Consider the following 19,087-nt stretch of genomic DNA (forward strand, 5'->3'; position numbering starts at 1 on the left):
AAACCGAACGAAATAAAAACGCCGCTGGGTTAAATAACGCCGCTGGCGAGCAGGTCGTGCATATGTAGAGCCCCAATAGGGCGCTGTTGTTCATCGACCACCGCTAGCGCGGTAATACGGCTCTCTTCCATTATGCGCACCGCTTCGGCCGCTAGGATGTCGGGGCCGATGCGTTTGCCCGGTCGAGTCATGACATCATCAACGAGCACATCATGCAGATTATGGAATTGATCCAGCGTGCGCCGAAGGTCGCCATCGGTATAGACTCCGGCGAGGCGTCCATCGCTATCCACCACACAGGTAAAGCCAAGCCCTTGCCGGGTAATCTCCAATAACGCATCGCGCAGCGGGCTGCCCAGCGCGACCTGGGGCAGGCGCGCGCCGTCGTGCATCAGGTCTCTAACGCGCAGTAGCAGGCGTTTGCCTAAACTGCCTCCAGGATGGGAAAGGGCAAAATCTTCAGCGGTAAAGCCGCGTGCTTCCAGTAACGCCACCGCCAGTGCGTCACCCAGGGCGAGCGCAGCGGTGGTGGAGCTGGTGGGAGCGAGGTCGAGCGGGCATGCCTCACGTTCAACCCCACTGTTTAAGTGCGCGTCAGCGTGCTTGGCGAGGGTTGAGTTTGGTCGTCCCGTCATGCTGACCAGCGGTGTGCCCAGGCGTTTAAGCAGTGGCAGTAGCGCAGTGACTTCGGCCGTTTCACCCGAGTTAGAGAGTGCCAGCACTACATCAGTACGGGTGATCATACCTAAGTCGCCGTGGCTGGCTTCTCCGGGGTGAACGAAAAAGGCCGGTGTGCCGGTACTGGCAAGCGTTGCTGCCAACTTACCTGCAATATGCCCCGACTTGCCCATGCCTGTCACTACCACGCGCCCTTGGCAGGCGAGGATCAATTCGCAGGCGCGGTCAAAGCTTTCGTCTAGTTTAGCCTGGAGGCCTCCAATCGCTGCCTGCTCAATTTGCAGCGTACGCATCGCGCTTTCGCGTAGTAGGCTGGATGAAGCGAGAGGCTGGCGCATGGCGTTTTCTCTTAACGATTGAAAATATAAAAAGTCGTAACCGCCAAGAATAACATCTCATCACTGCTTATAGGCAGTAATTGAGGTCGTTACCCCTGGAGGCTTGATTGATAACTTGGTCTGGCCTAGGGATTGGCTCACCACTGGTTTTTTTAATCAATAGGAAGGCTCCTCGCACAGTAATGTTGTGTAGCGTTATAGTACAATGTTCGATAATGTTTTAGAAACGCTGTTTTCTAACTGCAGTAGCAGCAAGTAGGGTATGATAATTAGCCCTAGCTGCGCCTCGTTAAGAGTCAACTGATCCATGACAGATGCACCCTTTATAGAAATTGAAAACCTTTATTTCTCTCGTGGCGACCACGAAATTTTCCGTGGTGTGAATATGACCATACCGCGGGGTAAAGTAACCGCGATCATGGGGCCAAGCGGCACCGGTAAAACGACGTTGCTGAAGCTGATCGGTGGACAGTTGACCCCAGAAAGCGGGCGAATACTCATTGATGGGCAGGATGTTCATAAGCTGTCCCGGAAGGCGCTATTCACCCTACGTAAGCGGATGGGAATGCTGTTTCAGAGTGGGGCGCTATTTTCCGATTTGGATGTGTTCGAGAACGTTGCCTTCCCGCTGAGGGTGCATACGGATTTGCCCGATACGATGGTGCGCGACCTTGCGTTGCTGAAGCTGCAGGCAGTCGGGCTGCGCGGAGCTCGACACTTAACACCTGCGGAGCTGTCAGGGGGGATGGCGCGGCGGGTCGCATTGGCGCGTGCGGTAGCGCTGGATCCCGAGCTGATTTTATATGACGAGCCGTTTGTTGGTCAGGATCCCATCTCAATGGGCGTGTTGGTGCAGCTAATTAAGCGTCTTAATCAAGCGCTGCAGCTTACCTCTGTGGTGGTCTCTCATGATATCAAGGAGACCTTGAGTATCGCGGACTACCTCTATTTGATTGCCGATGGTCAGGTGGTTGCTCATGGCACACCACAGACCTTGGATACTAATCAAGACCCGCGTGTTCGCCAGTTTATTCATGGCGAGCCTGACGGCCCAGTCCCCTTTCATTACCCCGCTAAGGCGTTTTATCGCGATATTCTGGGTGAAGCTCCAGCTAAATAGAACCGCTAGGGTGGGTGACACAAGGCGCTTAAATTCACAAAAGCAGGGTAAATAAAGGGCAGGATTAATGCAGTCAAAATTCTCTAACGGCACCGCGCGTATCACCCGGCTGGGGCGCCGAGGGTGCGACCTAATGGAAGCATTAGGTCGGGCTGGCGTGTTTCTATTTCAGTCCGCAATTGGTGTGCCTTCCCGGGAAGGTTGGCGATTATGGTTGCACCAGATGCACTTTGTTGGCGTGCTTTCATTAGCCATTGTGCTGGTGTCGGGGCTGTTTATCGGCATGGTGCTGGCACTGCAGGGCTATACCATTTTGGTCGATTTCGGCGCTGAGCAGGCGCTGGGCCAAATGGTGGCGCTTTCACTATTGCGTGAGCTAGCGCCGGTTGTGGCGGCCCTGCTGTTTGCTGGGCGGGCAGGTTCTGCGCTGACTGCAGAGATTGGTTTGATGAAGGCAACAGAGCAGCTCACCAGCATGGAGATGATTGGCGTCGACCCGCTACGTCGCGTCGTGGCGCCACGCTTATGGGCAGGCTTTGTGTCGCTGCCTATCCTAACGGTGGGGTTTAGCGTGGTGGGTATCTGGGGGGGCTACCTGGTGGGCGTGGAGTGGCTAGGCGTCTTTGAGGGCTCCTATTGGAGCAACATGCAGGCCAATGTGACATTTATTAATGATATTGGTAACGGCATGATCAAAAGCGCCGTATTTGCTTTGGTGGTTACCTGGATTGCGGTATTCCAGGGTTATGATTTGGTGCCCACCTCTGAAGGTATCTCGCGTGCCACTACGCGCACGGTAGTGTATTCGTCGCTTGCAGTATTGGGGCTTGATTTTGTGTTGACCGCCATGATGTTTGGCGGCCTTTAATGGCTGGAGCAGTTTCATGAGACGTAGTAAAACCATGGAGTTCGGTGTGGGCCTGTTTATGGTGGCAGGCATCCTAGGGCTTGTGTTCCTCGGCTTACGTGTTAGTGGACTGACGCTCTCTGCTCCCACGCAGTCGTTCCAGCTAGAGGCCAACTTTGCCAATATTGGCAGTTTAAAACCCCGCGCCAGGGTCACTATGGCCGGTGTGACGGTGGGGCGGGTGGAGGCCATTGAACTGGATACAGAGTGGTTCGATGCGCGGGTCGTGTTAAGCCTGGATAGCGAGCTTGAGGGGCAGCTCTCCAAAGACTCGATTGCTTCTATCCTGACCGCAGGTCTGTTAGGTGAGCAATATATAGGCCTTAGTGTGGGCGGCGACCCTGAGATGCTTGAAGATGGCGACACGATTCGCGACACCCAGTCGGCGCTGGTGCTGGAAGAACTTATCCAGCAATTTGTGTCCAATATGGCTACTAACTAGTGTTTCATACGACAGGCACTAGCCCATTGTAATAACGGGTTCGGTGCAATAAAGGGTAGGGAGAAAGGGTTATGAATGGAGTGAACGCAATGTTGGGGCGTTGGTCACTGGCGATAATGATGATCGCAACGTTAATGGTGCCGCTGCAGTCACAGGCGCAGTCCCAGACGCCTGAAGAGATGATTCGCGATAACGTTGAATCGCTAATGACGGATCTTGAAGGACGCAAGGAGTACTACGCTGACAACCTTGGCGAACTTGAAGAGCTGGTGGATAGCAATCTCGATCAAGTAGCGGATTTTCGCTATATCGGTGCCAGCGTGATGGGCAATTACTTCCGCAACGCTTCCCCTGAACAACGCCGTCGTTTTGTGGATGTGTTTCGGCAAACGCTGATTGATACCTATACCCGCGGACTGGTGACGTTTGATTATGATGAGCTGCGGGTGTTGGATGCCCAGCAGGCTCAGCGCTATGACGATCAGGCTAGCGTTGCCATGGAGGTAGTGGCGAGTAACGGTGAGGTGTACCCCGTGAGCTACAGTCTTAGGCTCTCCGACGGCGAATGGCGCGTGGTTAACGTGATTGTTAATGGTATTAATCTTGGCCTGACATTCCGCAATCAGTTTGATCAAGCCATGCGTGATAACAATCGTGATTATGACGCGGTTATTGACGGTTGGTCGCCTGAAGTGGGCGTTGAAGAGCTTGAGCAGGGGGGCGATGCGTGACAGCGCTATTTTCACGCCCCGGTGTAACGGTTAGTGTAGAAAACGCTACCTTGCTGGTAGAAGGTGATGTAGAAGTAACCCTGGCGGCCGATTTGGCCGCCAGTGGCGTCAAATGGCTCAAACATACCGAGCTAACCTCAGTCAGCTTTGATTTTAGTCGCGTGGGAAAAGCCAGCAGTGCTGCCATTAGCGTGCTGTTTGAATGGCTTCGAATTTGTCGTCAGCGTGGCATTCAGATTCAAACCATTCTTTTTTCAGCACCGCTACGTCGACTTGCCTCCTTGGCTGAGTTGGACACTTTGATCGATCAGCCAGCAGCTACGCTAGCCGTTTAACGCCCTGGCATCGCCAAGCGCACTGCTTTTCTTTATTATGTCGAGCCAATTACGTTCATTAATAACGATGACCCCAAAGGAGTTTTCTGCGCCATGCAACCCAATGAGGTAAAAGCACTGCTTGAATCCCGTATCGACGGATGTCAGTTCCATATCCAGGGTGAAGGCTGTAACTTTCAGGTGATTGCGGTTGGCGATGCCTTTGAAGGTCTCTCTCCGGTCAAGCGTCAGCAGCTAGTTTACGCTGCGCTGAGCGATGAGATCGCTTCGGGTGCGCTCCACGCTATTAGTATTAAAACGTTTACCCCGGCGCAGTGGCAAACTGCACCGGAAAACGTTCAATAACGGTCGCCCCCATGGATAAATTAATTATTACCGGCAATGGATCGGTAGATGGTGAAGTGTGGGTGAGCGGTGCTAAAAATGCGGCGCTCCCCATTCTGTGTGCCAGTCTGTTGGCCGATGGCCCCGTGGTGATTGGTAATTTGCCGCACTTGCAGGATATTACTACCACCCTTGAGTTGCTTGGCCGCATGGGCGTTGAGCCGGTGATGGGCGAAAAGCTGAGTATTCAGTTGGATGGCTCCCAGGTGACCCAATGCCACGCGCCATATGAGCTGGTTAAGAAAATGCGTGCCTCGATACTGGTGTTGGGCCCTCTGCTTGCCCACTTCGGTAAAGCCGATGTATCGCTACCCGGTGGTTGCGCCATTGGCTCGCGCCCAGTGGATTTGCATATTCGCGGTTTAGAAGCCATGGGGGCGGAGATTCGCGTTGAGGCGGGCTATATCCGTGCGCGGGTCGACGGTCGCCTTAAAGGGGCGACTATCTACTTTGATACCGTGACAGTGACCGGTACCGAAAACCTGCTAATGGCGGCGACCTTGGCCGAAGGCAAAACCGTTCTGGAAAACGCTGCCCGCGAGCCTGAAATCGTCGACTTGGCAGAGTGCTTGATCAAAATGGGCGCTAAAATCAGCGGCCAAGGCACTGATACCATTACTATCGAAGGTGTCGAAAAACTGCACGGTTGCGAGCACGATGTCATGCCCGATCGTATCGAGACCGGCACCTTTCTAGTTGCCGCCGCCATGACCGGCGGGCGGGTGAAGGTCAAACGCACCCGGGCCGATATCCTGGATGCGGTTATCGCCAAGCTGGAAGAGGCGGGGGCCGAAATTACCAGTGGCGATGACTGGATTGCCCTTGATATGCACGGCAAGCGCCCTAAGGCGGTGAATATTCGCACCGCGCCTTATCCTGCGTTCCCAACCGATATGCAGGCGCAGTTCGTGGCCATGAACGCTGTGGCCGTGGGGCACTCTCGGGTGGTCGAGACGATCTTCGAAAACCGCTTTATGCACGTTCAAGAGCTTAACCGCATGGGCGCCAATATCGTGCTGGAAGGCAACACCGCCTTGATTGAGGGGGTTGAGAAACTTTCAGGTGCGCCGGTAATGGCGACCGATCTTCGCGCGTCTGCTTCGCTGGTGATTGCGGCCATGATGGCCGAGGGCGAAACTTTAGTGGATCGCATCTATCACATTGACCGCGGCTACGAGTGTATTGAAGAGAAACTGCAGCTGCTGGGTGCACGTATTCGCCGTATCCCTGGCTAAGCCATGCTATTTAGGGCTGCTTTAGTTTGAAATAGATGCTTATACAATCCTCGATAATGTGGTGTCAGGGCAGGTTGAAGCGAGGGTCTTTCGCCCAGGGATGGCGAAAGTAGCGCCCAAGGATGGGTTCACAGCGCCCTCGCGGAGACCTGCACTCGGCGCCGATGCATAACTGGAATAGCCTTGTTAAGCTCGCCACTATTAACCACTGGCCTATACGATGAGTAAGCAACTGATTTTAGCCCTCTCGAAGGGCCGTATTCTGGAAGAGACGCTGCCACTGCTAGCCGATGCGGGTATTACGCCCGCAGAGAATTTAAGCAAAAGCCGTAAGCTGCTATTTGATACCAACTTGCCTGACGTAAAGCTGGTGATTATCCGTGCCACCGACGTGCCCACCTACGTTCAGCTGGGGGCGGCCGATGTTGGCATCGCAGGCAAAGATGTGCTGCTTGAGCACGGTGCTGAAGGGCTTTATGAGCCACTGGATTTGGAAATTGCCCGCTGTAAGTTGATGACCGCGGGGGTGACCGGTCAGTTGCCAGCCCGTGCCCGGCGTCGGGTCGCAACGAAATTTGTTAACGTGGCGCGCCGTTATTACGCAGAGCAGGGCATCCAGGCCGAGGTGATCAAGCTCTACGGCGCTATGGAACTAGCGCCGTTAATGAACCTCGCTGATGAGATTGTCGATATCGTCGATACCGGCAATACCCTGCGTGCAAACGGTATGGAACCGCGTGAGCTTATCGCCCAGATCAGCACCCGGCTAGTGGTGAATAAGGCCGCCATGACCATGAAGCATGAACGTATTAAGCCATTGCTAGAGCGCTTAGACAGGGCGGTCAAAAAGCGCCAGACCCAGCTTGCCGAATGATGTGAGGTGACCCATGAGTGAACCCATGAGCAAACAGACGACCGCGACGATTTCACGCCTATCGACAAGCGATGATGCCTTCAACCATCGACTTGATGCGCTGTTAGATTGGGAAGGGGTGTCTGACAAAGCGGTGCAGGCGCGGGTCGAAGAAATTCTTGCCAGCGTAAAGCAGCGGGGCGATGCGGCGGTAGTGGAAGCCACGAATCGCTTTGATCGGCTTTCTGCTACTTCAATGGACGAACTGCAGTTGACGCCCGAGCAGTTGAAGGGGGCGTTTGATAACTTGCCTGCCGAGCAGCGCGAGGCGCTCTCCAGCGCCGCCGAGCGGATCAAGCGCTACCATGAGCGTCAAAAGCCGAGCTCATGGCAATACGAAGAGGCAGATGGCACGGTGCTGGGTCAGAAAGTTACCCCGCTGGATCGTGCCGGTATTTATGTGCCCGGCGGAAAAGCTGCTTACCCTTCCTCGGTGCTAATGAACGCGATTCCTGCCCATGTGGCCGGTGTACGCGAAATCGTTATGGTCGTGCCTACGCCGGATGGCGTGCTCAATGAGCTGGTGCTGGCTGCTGCCCACCTGGCAGGCGTCGACTATGTGTTCACGATTGGTGGTGCTCAGGCCGTAGCTGCACTTGCCTATGGCACTGAAAGTGTTCCCCGAGTCGATAAAATAGTTGGGCCGGGCAATATTTATGTGGCCACGGCCAAGCGTGCGGTATTTGGTCAAGTAGGTATCGATATGATTGCCGGGCCGTCGGAGATTATGGTGGTCTCCGATGGAGTTACCGATCCCGATTGGCTGGCGATGGATCTATTTTCTCAAGCCGAGCACGATGAAGATGCCCAGGCGATCTTGTTGAGCTGGGATGTCGGCCACTTGGATGCCGTCGAAGCGTCGATTGAGCGGCTGCTACCGACCTTGGAACGCGAAGAGATCGTACGTGAGTCGCTGCGTAAGCGAGGAGCGTTGGTACTCTGCCAGGACGCCCAAGAAGCGATTACGTTGATTAACCGGATTGCTCCTGAACACCTTGAGCTTTCGGTGGCTACCCCTGAGGCGTGGTTAGACGATATTCGTCATGCCGGGGCAATTTTTATGGGGCGTTACACAGCTGAGGCGTTGGGTGATTACTGTGCTGGTCCAAATCACGTGCTACCGACCTCTGGCACGGCACGCTTCTCCTCGCCACTGGGCGTTTACGATTTCCAGAAGCGCTCTTCGATTATTCACTGCTCCGCAGGTGGCGCTTCTGAGCTAGGTAAAATTGCCTCGGTATTGGCGCGAGGTGAGTCGCTGACCGCTCACGCTCGGTCAGCGGAGTACCGGATTCGCGATTGACACACCCAGCCCTGCGCCAACGCGCTTATAGTAGTAACTAACTACTTGTAAGTATGCTATGAGTCGCGTTGGCCCGGGGTCTCTTCATTAATTGGGATGGTCGGTAGCGGGCGTTCTCCCACTTCGAGGGTCATCTCCATGCGTTCGCCGCTGCGTACGATGGTTAGCGGTAGCGAAGTGCCGGGGGGGATCGAGGCAATGTCGCTCATCGTGGTGCGCGCATCTAGAATAGGCTGACCGTCGACAGAGAGGAGTACATCACCTGGCTCCAGCCCTGCTTTGGCGGCGGGCCCTCCGCTGACGACTCCGGCGACGATCACCCCTTGGGGTGTTTGCAATCCAAAGGAGGCCGCCAGTTCCCTGGATAGCGCCTGGGCTTCAATGCCCAGCCAGCCTCGAATTACCCGCCCTTGAGTGACCAGTTCATCGAGAATGCTATGAGCAAGGTTGGCGGGAATTGCAAAGCCAATGCCCTGAGAGCCACCTGAGCGTGAGAAAATCGCCGTATTAATCCCCACCATGGCACCTTCAGGGTTGACCAGCGCGCCGCCTGAGTTGCCCGGATTGATGGCCGCATCTGTTTGAATAAAGTCTTCGTAGGCGTTTAGCCCTAAATGATTTCGTCCCGTGGCGCTAATGATGCCCATGGTGACTGTCTGGCCGACACCAAAAGGGTTGCCAATAGCGAGTGCTACGTCGCCTACCGCTACGTCGGCTGAGTCTGTCAGTTCAATGACCGGCAAGTCGTCTAGGTTGATTCTCAGCACGGCCAAATCACTTTCAGGATCCGTGCCGATCACCTCCGCAAGGGTTTCGCGTCCGTCACGCAGGGCGACCTGGATTTCATCGGCGCCGTTGATGACGTGGTGATTGGTCAGTACGTAGCCGTCCTCGCTGACGATAACGCCAGAGCCCAAACTTGAGAGCATGCGTTGATGGGTTGTAGCGTCATCTCCCTGGTTATCAAAAAATTGCTGAAAAAATGGGTCTGACATCAGCGGGTGCTGGTCGCGCTCAACGATGCGCGATGAGTAAATATTTACCACCGCCGGCGCGGCTTGCTCCACTGCCTGAGCATAGCTGACGGGGCCTTCGTTCCGGGAAAGCGGCGCTGCCTGATGAATTTCAGGCGCAGGACGGCTAGGGTTGGGCTCTACCACTGCTGGCGTCGTCGAGATGACCGGCGCGGCGACTTGGGGGGCTTGAGGCGACGAGTCACGAAACGGGTTGGGCAGCTGCTCGGGGAGTGCGAAGAGAATCACCACCGCGAGCAGTACGCCAGTGATAACAGGCCAGAGATAAGGCAGCACGTAGCGTCGCATGCAATCAATTCCTTAACGGGTCAGTCTCGCTGTTCGCGATATAAAGCAGCGAGTTTTACAATGGTTTTATGGTAACACTTTCTTAGCAGCTACCTCACGGGTGCGGGTAAATCAATAAAGGACGGAATATGATTCATCGTGATCAACTAGTAGCGGCCTGTGACCATCAGTTACGTGCGGCAGAGTTTAAAGATTTTACGATTAACGGTTTGCAGATAGCGGGCCACGAGCAAGTTAAGCGCATCATGACGGGCGTCACTGCCTGCCAGGCGTTACTGGACGAAGCGGTTGCCTGGCAGGCGGATATGGTTCTGGTGCATCACGGCTACTTTTGGAAAAACGAGCCCGTGGCGATTACTGGCATGAAGCAGAGGCGGATTAAAACGCTGCTTGATCATGATATTAGCCTGCTGGCGTATCACCTGCCCCTGGATGCGCATGCAGAGATGGGGAATAACGCGGAATTGGCCCGACGCCTTGGCTGGAAAGTAGAGGGATGTATTGATGGTGAGCTGGGAGAGGGGCTTTTGTGGTCAGGGCGATTACCGCAGCCACATTCGGTCAGTGAGCTGGCAGCGCAAATAGCGCAAACCTTACAGCGCAAGCCGTTGGTCATTGAAGCCCCGCAGGTGGGAGATGTTGAGCGCATTGCGTGGTGCACCGGTGGTGCTCAGGACATGATCACCGCCGCCTTCGAAGCGGGTGCGCAGGCATTTGTATCGGGTGAGATATCCGAGCGAACCACTCACCTGGCGAGGGAAATGGGTATCCATTATATCGCCGCCGGGCACCATGCCACCGAGCGCTATGGTATTCAGGCGCTGGGCGAGTGGCTAAGCGATGAATATGACGTTGAGCACCGCTTTGTGGATATAGATAATCCTGCTTAACGGACTCATGCCCCGGATCGCCAATAGCGGAAGCCGGGGCTGATCAATCACTAATTAGTAGCGCGGTGGCTGGGGTGTCGCCGCCTCATTGCCCTTCAAGCCAAAGTCTTCTGACAGCGTGCCGCCCTTTCCATCCGCGTAGTCGCGTGGTGTCGCAGGGGGGGGGACATCAGTTGCTGTCTGCTGCTCTCGTGCTGGATCGATGCCCGAAAGATCAAGGCTGGGCTGAATGGCAGCGTCGCGAATATCCCACTCTGCAGCGTCCTCTTTCAGTTGAAGCTCAAGCTGGTTAGCTTCGTCGCGGATATTGCTTAGGCGTTGATAAATACCCGTTAAATGGCTACCCACGCTGCTCTTCATCTCGGCAATCTGGTGTTCGCGTTCGAGTAGCTTTTGGCGCATAGAGGCCGCCTCGCGCTGACTTTTGCTGAAGAGGCGATAAACGACCGCTCCAATGATGAGACCGACGATAAAGCCGATTACGGCAAACGTTAATGGTGAGCTCGCGTCCACAGTGTTCTCCCTGGCGCCTTGAATATAACAGTTAGGCTGCATTAGCTAGCAGCTTAAGAGTCGAACAGGCTGCCATTATAGGCGTCACTCAGCCGGTTGGGTCAATCCGCTCATGCGCTTAGATGTCTCTATGGGTATAATCACAGCCTTCTTGGGGTTGCCAGTGGTTATACTGGCTGCTGCCTTACAGGCTGTAGGAGGCGAGTGCATGTCATCAACATCTGCGGGTAGGGCAACGGCAAAAGCGCGCCCTGCATCGCCTATAGAGCGCTACCGGGCGGACTTAGAGCGCGATGATTTTCAATATGATGCGGCCCAGGAGTTAGCGGTAAAGCATCTGCAGCGGCTTTATGACGAGCTTGTCGCCGCGCCATCAACTTCCCCCAAAGCCTTGGTTGCGAATAAAGGGCTGCATAAAGGACTAAAAGCCAAGATGGCGGGTTTCATGGGCAAGAAAGCCTTATCGGCTGATGAGCCTGTTTTGCCCCCTATAAAAGGGCTCTATTTTTGGGGTGGGGTAGGGCGGGGTAAAACCTACTTGGTCGATACCTTTTATGAAGCTTTGCCCTTTCCCGACAAAATGCGCACTCATTTTCACCGCTTTATGCAGCGCGTCCATAATGAGCTGACCCACTACAAGGGTGAAAAGAATCCACTGACCTTAATCGCCGGTAAGTTTGCCACCGAGGCGCGGGTTATTTGCTTTGATGAGTTTTTTGTCAAGGATATTACCGACGCGATGATTCTTGCCAACTTGCTGGAGGCGTTATTTGAACGCGGAGTAGTATTGGTGGCAACCTCTAACATCGTACCTGATGATTTATATAAAGATGGCCTTCAGAGGGCGCGCTTCTTGCCGGCCATTGAGCTTGTGAACCGTCACTGCGAGGTGGTTAATGTCGATTCTGGTGTGGATTATCGACTGCGTGCATTAGAGCGTGCCGCCATCTTTTACTCACCGCTGGATGAGACGGCTGAAGGTGAGTTGTCACGCAGCTTTCGGGAAATAGCCGGACACGAAGGCGAGTCAGAGGCCTCGCTAGAGGTCAATCACCGGGTGCTGAAGACGCGACGGCTGCATGATGATGTAGCTTGGTTTGAGTTTCTTGAACTGTGTGACGGGCCGCGCAGTCAAAACGACTATATTGAACTGGCCAGGGAATTTCATACCGTGCTGGTTTCCAATGTGACGTGTATGGATGCCAAGCAGGATGATCAGGCCCGCCGCTTCATCAATATGGTCGATGAGTTTTATGACCGGGGCGTCAAGCTACTGATGTCCGCGGAAGCGCCGATTGAAGAGCTATATCGCGATGGCAAGCTAACGTTCGAGTTCCAGCGGACTTTGTCGCGTCTGCAAGAGATGCAGTCCAAGGAGTACTTGGCGCTGGCGCATAAGCCTTAAGGGCGGCTGCCCAGTAAAAAAGTCACGATACGGCTTAACTTGTCAGTAGCCTTACTGTAGAATGCCGCCTCGCTGCATGTTGCTGGGTTAAACCAGCAACCAAAAAGAATAGGGATGGTGCTTCGCCGTACAACGGTGTAAGTCACCCAATACATTTAATCTGGTGATTTCATCCATGAAGACGTTCAGTGCTAAGCCGCAGTCCGTCCAGCGCGACTGGTATGTAGTCGACGCTACGGACAAAACGCTCGGTCGTCTGGCAACCGAGATTGCTCGCCGCCTACGTGGCAAGCATAAGCCCGAATTTACTCCTCACGTTGATACTGGCGACTACATCGTCGTGATCAACGCAGAGAAAGTCCACGTAACCGGTAATAAGGCGAAGGCAAAAACCTATTACCGCCACACTGGTTACCCGGGCGGTCTGCGCTCTATGACATTCGACAAAATGCTTGATCATGCGCCCGAGCGTATCATTGAGTCTGCCGTTAAAGGCATGTTGCCGAAAGGTCCCTTGGGCCGTGCCATGTACACTAAATTGAAAGTGTATGCTGGCAACGAGCATCCGCATGCTGCCCAACAGCCGCTTGAACTGAACCTCTGAGGAAATCTTCGCCATGACACAGCAGTATTACGGTACCGGGCGCCGCAAGACTTCCACCGCTCGCGTGTTTATGAAGCCGGGCTCTGGCAAAATTACTGTCAATAACCAAGACCTAGACCTCTATTTTGGTCGTGTTACTGGTCGTATGGTTGTTCGTCAGCCGCTTGAATTGACTGAAACCCTGAACCAGTTTGACATCTTCGTGACTGTCGCCGGTGGCGGTGGTTCTTCTCAAGCTGGCGCCATTCGTCACGGCATCACACGCGCCCTGATGAACTACAACGAAGACCTGCGTCCTTCGCTACGTGCCGCTGGCTACGTAACACGTGACGCGCGTCAAGTTGAACGTAAGAAAGTCGGCCTGCGTAAAGCACGTCGTCGTCCGCAGTTCTCCAAGCGTTAATTTTTACGCTATGCGGCAAAACGCCCAGGTCATCGACCTGGGCGTTTTTTATTGGAATATCAAAAAATTATATTGCTCGTACCACTATGGTCACGAGCGGTTGTTCTTGTGCACAGCGCTTTGTTTTTTTACCATAGAGCGTAATTAATATTCGTCGTCGCAAGACGCCTTTGCGGCGGAACGGGTAAGCTGATGGGAGAAACCTGAAATGGCAGATAACGGCGTAAACAAAGGCCGACGCCGTTTCCTCGTAGGCGCCACCTCCGTTGTGGGTGCGGTAGGTGCTGTCGGGGTAGCGGTACCCTTTGTGGCTTCTTGGCAGCCTAGTGCCAGGGCAAGAGCGGCGGGTGCTCCCGTTCAAGCAGATATATCCAAGCTTGAGCCTGGGCAACGTATGACCGTTGAGTGGCGTGGTCGACCAATATGGATTATAAATCGCACGCCTGAAATGATCGAACGTACTGAATCGCTGACCGGTGAGCAGTTAGCCGATCCGGATTCGGAGGTGCCACAGCAGCCAGCCTATATCGATGGAGGGCTACGCTCTATCAAGCCTGAAATTGGGGTGTTGATCGGTATTTGCACCCATTTGGGCTGTTCGCCGCTATTCCGGCCTGAGCCCGACGCAGAGGGCGTAGGTGTGGATAACTGGCCGGGTGGTTTCTTCTGCCCCTGCCACGGCTCTCGCTTTGATTTGGCAGGTCGGGTATTTAACAACGTTCCCGCGCCGACCAATCTTGAGGTTCCACCCTACCGCTTTGAGAATGACGATATTATTGTCATTGGCGAAGATGAGGAGGCTGCCTAATGGGTAATCCGAATAAAGCCAAAGCGGAAAAGGGCCTAATGCGCTGGGTAGATGATCGCTTTCCTGCGACTCAGATGTGGCAAGAGCATCTCTCCAAATATTACGCGCCGAAAAACTTTAACTTCTGGTACTTCTTTGGCTCGTTAGCGCTGCTGGCGCTGGTTAACCAGATCCTGACCGGGGTTTGGCTGACCATGAGCTTTAACCCCTCTGCTGAAGGTGCGTTCGATTCTGTCGAATACATCATGCGTGATGTGGAGTGGGGGTGGTTGATTCGCTATATGCACACCACGGGCGCCTCTGCCTTCTTCCTCGTTGTCTATCTGCATATGTTCCGTGGCCTTTTGTACGGTTCTTATAAAGCCCCGCGCGAGCTAGTGTGGGTTTTTGGTATGACTATTTACCTGGTGCTCATGGCGGAAGCCTTTATGGGCTACCTGCTGCCGTGGGGGCAAATGTCCTACTGGGGCGCCCAGGTGATTATCTCGCTGTTCTCGGCGATTCCGGCGATCGGCCCTGACCTGGCGCAGTGGGTGCGGGGTGACTTCCTGATTTCAGGCATTACCCTTAACCGCTTCTTTGCGCTGCACGTGGTCGCATTGCCGATCGTTATTCTGGCGCTCGTCGTGCTGCACATCATTGCCCTGCATGAAGTGGGTTCTAACAACCCTGACGGCATTGATATCAAACAGAAGAAAGATGAGGCCGGTGTGCCGCTGGATGGGATTCCATTCCACCCCTATTACACGGTGAAGGACCTGGTTGGTGTGGCAGTGTTCCTGTTCGTTTTCTGCGTGGTGGTGTTCTACTTCCCAGAAGGCGGTGGCTACTTTATTGAGCGGCCTAATTTTGATCAGGCGAACCCGCTGCAGACGCCTGACCACATTGCTCCCGTTTGGTATATGACACCGTTCTACGCCATTCTCCGCGCTATCACCTTCTCGATATTTGGTTTAGACGCCAAGTTCCTGGGGGTAATATTTATGGGCGCGGCGATTGCAATCCTGTTTGTTCTGCCCTGGCTGGATCGTAGTCCTGTGCGCTCTATGCGTTACAAAGGCTGGATGTCGAAAACCATGTTGACGCTGTTTGCTATCAGCTTTGTCATCCTGGGTGTTTTGGGTGTGTTGCCATCGACAGAGGGCAGGACGCTACTAGCCCAGGCGTGCACCGTGATCTATTTCGCCTTCTTTGTCTTGATGCCGTTCTACACCAAGCTGGAGAAGACTAAACCCGTTCCGGAAAGGGTGACTGGCTAATGAAAAAGTATCTTTTGGGACTCCTTTTCGCCTTAGTGCCAGTAACCGCGATGGCTGCAGGGGGCGCAAGTGTGCCCCACTCTATGGATCCAGATCTGCACGATCAGGCCTCGCTGCAAAATGGCATGAAGCTCTATGTTAACTACTGCATGGGCTGCCACTCGCTTCAATATCAGCGTTTTTCGCGTGCGGCAGAAGATTTGGGAATGCCTCAGGACCTGGTTGAAGAGAATCTGATTTTCTCGTCAGATTTGGCTTACAACGACCAAATGCATAACGCCATGAACAGCGGCGATGCGGAGGGTTGGTTTGGTGCGCCGCCGCCCGACCTATCGCTCAAGACCCGTGTGCGGGGAACTGATTGGATTTATTCCTATTTGCTCGGGTTCTACAAAGACCCCAGCCGTCCCACGGGCGTTAACAACACGGTGTTTGACCTAGTGGCAATGCCGAACGTGTTGGAACCTCTGCAGGGCGTGCAGGAGCTGGTATGTGCCGAAACAGACCACCCGGTAGAAGGCCAAGAGCCGGATGCGTTATCGGGCAAGTACCAGTCTTGTGACGTGCTGCAAGTGACCGAACCAGGCGAGCTCGAACCTGCTGAGTTTGAGGAAGCGATGTATGACCTTACTAACTTCCTGGCTTATGTAGGTGAGCCCTCCAAGCTTCAGGCCCAGGCGCTGGCGCCTAAAGTACTGATCTTTATTTTTATTTTTGGTGTGATTGCTTACCTGCTCAAGCGTGAGTACTGGCGAGACATCCACTAATTAGCGGTAGCTGATGGTCAGTAGGGCGCACGGCGTAAGCCGTGCGCCTTTTGCTTGTCAGCATGGCAATAAAGCAAAGCAAGCTAGCTTCCCCTAAGGTAGCGCTGGCGTGTTATTATCCAAGATTGTTTTGATGTGAGGATGCTTTCATGGGTGTTGTGGCCAAGCGGTCGTCGATGATCTTTTACTCTGGTAGTGATGATCATTTCAGTCATCGTGTGCGCATTGTGTTGGCGGAAAAGGGGGTTGCCGTCGATATCGTCGATGTGATTGACGAAAAACCACCCGAAGAGCTAGCAGACCTCAACCCGTACAACAGCGTGCCGACGTTGTTAGATCGTGACTTGGTGCTGTATGAATCCAAAGTCATGATGGAATATTTGGATGAGCGTTTCCCGCATCCTCCGTTGTTGCCTGTTTATCCAGTAGCGCGCGCGCAAAGCCGCCTATGGATGCACCGCATAGAGCGTGAGTGGTGCCCAATGGTCGATCTGATTCGTAGTGGTGGAAAGAAAGAGGCGGATAAAGCGCGTAAAGAGCTGCGTGAAAGCCTGATTGGTATATCGCCGATTTTTGAAGATATGCCTTACTTCATGAGCGAAGAGTTTACGCTGGTGGATTGCTGTTTGGCGCCTGTATTGTGGCGTTTGCCGGAACTCAACATTGAGTTGCCTGAAAAGCAGGTAAAACCGCTGCTGTCCTACATGTCGCGAGTATTCGAGCGTGAAGCGTTTAAGGCATCTTTAAGTGAGCGTGAAAAAGAGATGCGCGCTTGAATTCATTTGGCTCCTTTGTGCTCAACAGGGCAGGGAGCCTTTCTTGTAAGGAGGAGGGAGTCTAGATGAAATCGAGTCGCCCCTATCTCGCCCGAGCGCTCTATGAGTGGTTGTTGGATAATGAGCTAACGCCTTACCTAGTGGTTGACGCTACTTTGCCTGGCGTGGAAGTGCCCCGCCAGTTTGTTCAGAACGGCCAGATCGTTTTGAATGTGGCGCCGACCGCTGTGCGTGATCTCTTTATGGAGAATCAGGCGATAGGTTTTAATGCGCGCTTTGTCGGGCAGCCAATGCAGGTGATGATACCGACCGAGGCGTTAATCGCTATATATGCTCGAGAAAATGGCGCTGGAATGGTTTTTGGCCATGAGCCTGAGCTGGGCGAAGGTGCCGAATCCTTTGGCGATATTGAGGAAGAAAAACCCTCAACCAAGCCTGAGCTGTCGGTCACTGATCCCATTGCGGAAAAGAGTGATAGCAGTGAGACTAGTGCTTCAGGCGAAGGCGCTGACAAACAGGTTCAAGCGAAGAGTAAGGCGAAGAAAAAGCCAACCTTGCGGGTTGTTAAATAAAGTACCCTGGGGTGTAGCCACAAAAAGCCTCGCTTATTAAGCGAGGCTTTTTTGTGGCTGTTAGAGCGCACTGAGATGATTAGTCGAGGTAATCAAATACCTTTACGATTCGCTGTACGCCGCCAACTGAGGAGGCGGCATTGACGATGCGATCAGCCTCTTCCCGGGTTACGCGGCCCATCAGATATACGCTGGCATTTTCAGTGGTGACTTTGATTTTTGACGAGTCGATGCGGTCATTGGTTGCTAAGTGACTGACAACATTGGTGGTTAGCCAAGTGTCAGCTAGGCGCTGGCTTGCCGGTAAGTTAGCTGCGATGGTTAGCTCGTTATGAACTCTATTAACGCCGCGCAATTGGCTAGTGACGTCTTCCGCCATATTGCGAAGCTCATCGCTAGGCACTTGACCCACCAGAAGCACAACGCCGTTATAGCTATGGGCACGTATGCGGGCGTCGGCTAAGCGTGCATCCGCGCGCTCTAGGGCACGACCTACTTCACGCTCAATGGTAGTGTCGATTGCTTCAACATCGTCGCTACGCTGAGCGTAGTTGGACTGATTGGAGGCTGAATTGTTAGCGCAGCCAGTAACGAAGAGTGCTGTGCAAAGCGCAGCGGTCATGAGGACGCGGGTGGAGAGGCGTTGGGTCATCGTATGACTCCTTGGTGCTAGCAGTTAAATACATCGTGGTTGTTAACGCAGTAGAAATGGGCACTAAGCGCTGCCAAACAACTGTTCATCAATAAGATCGCATAAGCAATGAATCACCAGTAGGTGAACTTCCTGGATGCGCGCCGTCGATGTGGCCGGGACGCGAATCTCGCAGTCATCCTGGCCTAATAGTGACGCCATATCGCCACCGTCGCGGCCGGTAAGAGCGACTACCGTCATGTCGCGATCATGCGCGGCCTGAATAGCTTGCACAATATTGCCTGAATTACCGCTGGTGGATATAGCTAGTAGCACATCTCCCGGCTGCCCTAAGGCGCGAATCTGTTTTGAAAACACCTCATTGTAACTATAGTCGTTAGCAATTGAGGTCAGTGTGGACGTATCAGTAGTGAGCGCTAGAGCGGGGAGGCTCGGGCGTTCACGCTCAAAGCGATTGAGCAATTCAGAGGAGAAGTGCTGGCTGTCGCCAGCGCTGCCGCCATTGCCACAGGTAAGAATTTTCCCTTCGCTAACAAGGCACTGCACCATCATTTGGCTGGCCACTTCAATAAACGGCGGAAGTACTTCGCTGGCGTACGTCTTGGTGTCAATGCTAGCGTTGAAGTGGCCGAGTATCCGAGATTGAAAGTCCATCAGGGCTTCCTGGTTGCATGGTGATAAAGAGCGTTTTTAAAGACCGTTTTCAAAAACGGTATATAAAAACAGCTTT

Annotated in this window: 23 protein-coding genes; 18 read left to right on the plus strand and 5 right to left on the minus strand. The window is 53.8% G+C overall.

The genetic code is table 11. The features are described from left to right. Positions 1–29: 29 nt before the first annotated feature. On the minus strand, positions 30–1,016 hold the full coding sequence (locus KF947_RS20005) for a KpsF/GutQ family sugar-phosphate isomerase (RefSeq protein ID WP_133730447.1): 987 nt from the start codon (positions 1,014–1,016) through the stop codon (positions 30–32). 307 nt (positions 1,017–1,323) lie between these two features. Between KF947_RS20005 and KF947_RS20010 the strand changes: the two genes are divergently transcribed. The 9 genes from KF947_RS20010 (at position 1,324) to hisD (ending at position 8,386) form a co-directional block, all read left to right on the plus strand. Beyond that, on the plus strand, positions 1,324–2,136 hold the full coding sequence (locus KF947_RS20010; RefSeq protein ID WP_227404911.1) for an ABC transporter ATP-binding protein: 813 nt from the start codon (positions 1,324–1,326) through the stop codon (positions 2,134–2,136). Positions 2,137–2,203: 67 nt separating this feature from the next. After that, positions 2,204–3,004: a lipid asymmetry maintenance ABC transporter permease subunit MlaE gene (gene mlaE / locus KF947_RS20015; RefSeq protein ID WP_133730449.1), complete on the plus strand. Its 801-nt coding sequence runs from the start codon at positions 2,204–2,206 to the stop codon at positions 3,002–3,004. A 16-nt stretch (positions 3,005–3,020) separates the two neighbouring features. Continuing rightward, positions 3,021–3,485 carry an outer membrane lipid asymmetry maintenance protein MlaD gene (gene mlaD, locus KF947_RS20020; RefSeq protein WP_133730450.1) on the plus strand — a complete coding sequence of 155 codons (465 nt, stop codon included), beginning with the start codon at positions 3,021–3,023 and terminating at the stop codon, positions 3,483–3,485. A gap of 89 nt (positions 3,486–3,574) precedes the next feature. Beyond that, positions 3,575–4,216, plus strand: coding sequence for a phospholipid-binding protein MlaC (locus KF947_RS20025; protein ID WP_413614132.1), 642 nt, complete (start codon positions 3,575–3,577; stop codon positions 4,214–4,216). After that, entirely contained in the window at positions 4,213–4,551 is a 339-nt protein-coding gene (locus KF947_RS20030; protein WP_133730451.1) for a lipid asymmetry maintenance protein MlaB, read from the plus strand. Before KF947_RS20025 ends, KF947_RS20030 begins: the two co-directional genes overlap by 4 nt. A gap of 93 nt (positions 4,552–4,644) precedes the next feature. Continuing rightward, positions 4,645–4,896, plus strand: a complete 252-nt coding sequence (locus KF947_RS20035) for a BolA family protein (protein WP_007114696.1) — start codon at positions 4,645–4,647, stop codon at positions 4,894–4,896. A gap of 11 nt (positions 4,897–4,907) precedes the next feature. After that, positions 4,908–6,170 (plus strand): UDP-N-acetylglucosamine 1-carboxyvinyltransferase, encoded by a 1,263-nt coding sequence (gene murA, locus KF947_RS20040; RefSeq protein ID WP_133730452.1) that lies wholly within the window; start codon positions 4,908–4,910, stop codon positions 6,168–6,170. 220 nt (positions 6,171–6,390) lie between these two features. Next, entirely contained in the window at positions 6,391–7,044 is a 654-nt protein-coding gene (hisG, locus tag KF947_RS20045) for an ATP phosphoribosyltransferase (protein ID WP_133730453.1), read from the plus strand. Between the two features lie 25 nt (positions 7,045–7,069). Next, positions 7,070–8,386: a histidinol dehydrogenase gene (hisD, locus tag KF947_RS20050; RefSeq protein WP_227404913.1), complete on the plus strand. Its 1,317-nt coding sequence runs from the start codon at positions 7,070–7,072 to the stop codon at positions 8,384–8,386. Between the two features lie 56 nt (positions 8,387–8,442). Here hisD and KF947_RS20055 read toward each other — a convergent pair whose 3' ends face one another. Then, a complete protein-coding gene (locus KF947_RS20055; protein WP_227404914.1) occupies positions 8,443–9,708 on the minus strand; it encodes a Do family serine endopeptidase in 1,266 nt (421 codons plus the stop codon). A gap of 128 nt (positions 9,709–9,836) precedes the next feature. Here KF947_RS20055 and KF947_RS20060 point away from each other — a divergent pair, with 128 nt between their 5' ends. Then, on the plus strand, positions 9,837–10,598 hold the full coding sequence (locus tag KF947_RS20060; protein ID WP_227404915.1) for a Nif3-like dinuclear metal center hexameric protein: 762 nt from the start codon (positions 9,837–9,839) through the stop codon (positions 10,596–10,598). Positions 10,599–10,652: 54 nt separating this feature from the next. On the opposite strand, the gene KF947_RS20065 is transcribed toward KF947_RS20060, so the two are convergent. Continuing rightward, positions 10,653–11,111 (minus strand): YhcB family protein, encoded by a 459-nt coding sequence (locus tag KF947_RS20065; protein ID WP_227404916.1) that lies wholly within the window; start codon positions 11,109–11,111, stop codon positions 10,653–10,655. 208 nt (positions 11,112–11,319) lie between these two features. On the opposite strand from KF947_RS20065, the gene zapE reads away from it, so the two are divergent. The 8 genes from zapE to KF947_RS20105 all read left to right on the plus strand — a co-directional run bounded on the left by zapE (position 11,320) and on the right by KF947_RS20105 (position 17,705). After that, positions 11,320–12,516 carry a cell division protein ZapE gene (gene zapE, locus KF947_RS20070; protein ID WP_227404917.1) on the plus strand — a complete coding sequence of 399 codons (1,197 nt, stop codon included), beginning with the start codon at positions 11,320–11,322 and terminating at the stop codon, positions 12,514–12,516. Between the two features lie 175 nt (positions 12,517–12,691). Beyond that, the gene (gene rplM / locus KF947_RS20075; RefSeq protein ID WP_071692830.1) at positions 12,692–13,120 is read left to right on the plus strand and encodes a 50S ribosomal protein L13; all 429 of its coding nucleotides are present in this window, start codon (positions 12,692–12,694) and stop codon (positions 13,118–13,120) included. 13 nt (positions 13,121–13,133) lie between these two features. Next, complete coding sequence (gene rpsI, locus KF947_RS20080) at positions 13,134–13,523, plus strand: 30S ribosomal protein S9 (RefSeq protein ID WP_022523918.1); 390 nt, start codon at positions 13,134–13,136, stop codon at positions 13,521–13,523. Between the two features lie 208 nt (positions 13,524–13,731). Then, positions 13,732–14,331, plus strand: coding sequence for a ubiquinol-cytochrome c reductase iron-sulfur subunit (petA, locus tag KF947_RS20085; protein WP_133730459.1), 600 nt, complete (start codon positions 13,732–13,734; stop codon positions 14,329–14,331). After that, a complete protein-coding gene (locus tag KF947_RS20090) occupies positions 14,331–15,590 on the plus strand; it encodes a cytochrome b (protein WP_133730460.1) in 1,260 nt (419 codons plus the stop codon). The genes petA and KF947_RS20090 overlap by 1 nt, the downstream gene beginning before the upstream one ends. Further along, on the plus strand, positions 15,590–16,357 hold the full coding sequence (locus KF947_RS20095) for a cytochrome c1 (RefSeq protein ID WP_133730461.1): 768 nt from the start codon (positions 15,590–15,592) through the stop codon (positions 16,355–16,357). The genes KF947_RS20090 and KF947_RS20095 overlap by 1 nt, the downstream gene beginning before the upstream one ends. Positions 16,358–16,506: 149 nt before the next feature. After that, entirely contained in the window at positions 16,507–17,133 is a 627-nt protein-coding gene (gene sspA, locus KF947_RS20100; protein WP_133730462.1) for a stringent starvation protein SspA, read from the plus strand. Positions 17,134–17,198: 65 nt separating this feature from the next. Next, complete coding sequence (locus KF947_RS20105) at positions 17,199–17,705, plus strand: ClpXP protease specificity-enhancing factor (RefSeq protein WP_227404918.1); 507 nt, start codon at positions 17,199–17,201, stop codon at positions 17,703–17,705. 79 nt (positions 17,706–17,784) lie between these two features. Here KF947_RS20105 and KF947_RS20110 read toward each other — a convergent pair whose 3' ends face one another. Both KF947_RS20110 and KF947_RS20115 read right to left on the minus strand, forming a co-directional pair. Continuing rightward, entirely contained in the window at positions 17,785–18,357 is a 573-nt protein-coding gene (locus KF947_RS20110; RefSeq protein ID WP_133730464.1) for a BON domain-containing protein, read from the minus strand. Between the two features lie 63 nt (positions 18,358–18,420). Continuing rightward, positions 18,421–19,011, minus strand: coding sequence for a phosphoheptose isomerase (locus KF947_RS20115; RefSeq protein WP_133730465.1), 591 nt, complete (start codon positions 19,009–19,011; stop codon positions 18,421–18,423). Positions 19,012–19,087 lie beyond the last annotated feature (76 nt).

Origin of the sequence: Halomonas sp. FeN2, from assembly GCF_020595105.1 — a bacterium.
Lineage (GTDB): Bacteria > Pseudomonadota > Gammaproteobacteria > Pseudomonadales > Halomonadaceae > Vreelandella > Vreelandella neptunia.